This is a genomic window from Parachitinimonas caeni (assembly GCF_030129945.1).
GTDB classification, from domain to species: Bacteria; Pseudomonadota; Gammaproteobacteria; order Burkholderiales; family Chitinimonadaceae; genus Parachitinimonas; species Parachitinimonas caeni.
The window spans coordinates 1-942 of the sequence record NZ_JARRAF010000134.1; the positions used below are offsets into that span (position 1 = coordinate 1).

The window sequence follows — 942 nt, forward strand, 5'->3', positions numbered from 1 at the left end:
CGGCCGATGTTGGAACCGACGTCGTTGTAGTCAACGCCTGCCGCAAAGCGCAGGGTGTCGTTGCCGCCGCCGCTGTTGTCGATGACGTCGACGCCCTCGCCGCGACCGAACAGGTAGGTGTCGTCACCGCTGCCGCCGAGCAGGGTGTCGTTGCCGGCTTTGCCGCTGAGCTGGTCGTTGCCGGCACCGCCGAGGATGACGTCATCGCCGGCGCTGCCGTTGAGGGTATCGGCACCGCCGAGGCCCGGGGTGGGGGTGGTGCCACCGCCTCCGGGGTTGCCACCGCTGCCGGCCACGGCCTTGGCGATGTCGGCCTGGCCGAAGCGGGCGCCATCCTTGCCTTCGAGGCTGAGGGTCGGGCTGTCGAAGTAGCCTACGACCCGCACGCTGCGGCTGGCGTTGCCGCTGTCGCTGATCAGCAGGTCTTTGCCTTCCTGTTGCAGTGTGAGCTGGTTCAGCAACAGGTCGCCAAAGCGGGCCAGATCCGCGCCGCCACCGGTCAGGTCGATGCGGTCGTTGCCCCAGTTGCCGCGGAGCAGGTAGACGTCATCGCCCGCGCCACCAATCAGGCTGTCGTCGCCGCCGGCGCCCTCAAGGGTGTCGTTGCCGGCACCACCATCGAGTTTGTTGGCGGCGCTGTTGCCGGTGAGGGTATTGGCCAGGGTGTTGCCGCTGCCGTCGATGGCGTTGCTGCCACCCAGGGTCAGGGTTTCGACATTGGCCGCGAGGCTGTAGCTCACCGAAGCGGTGACGCTGTCAGTGCCTTCGTTGTTGGCTTCGACGATGATGTCGCCGCTGGCATCGACGAGGTAGCTGTCGTCGCCGGCGCCGCCGACCAGGCTGTCGTTGCCGAGGCCGCCGTCGAGGGTGTCGTTGCCGGCGAGGCCGTTCAGGGTGTCGTTGCCGGCTCCACCGGTCAGCTTGTCGGCTTGCGCCGTGCCG

General features: G+C 68.4%; 1 protein-coding gene. It reads right to left on the reverse strand.

Annotated features, from left to right (window positions below; all coding sequences use genetic code 11):
• The coding region (locus PZA18_RS23960) for a calcium-binding protein (protein ID WP_284103409.1) at nt 1–942 on the reverse strand (942 nt) is incomplete at both ends.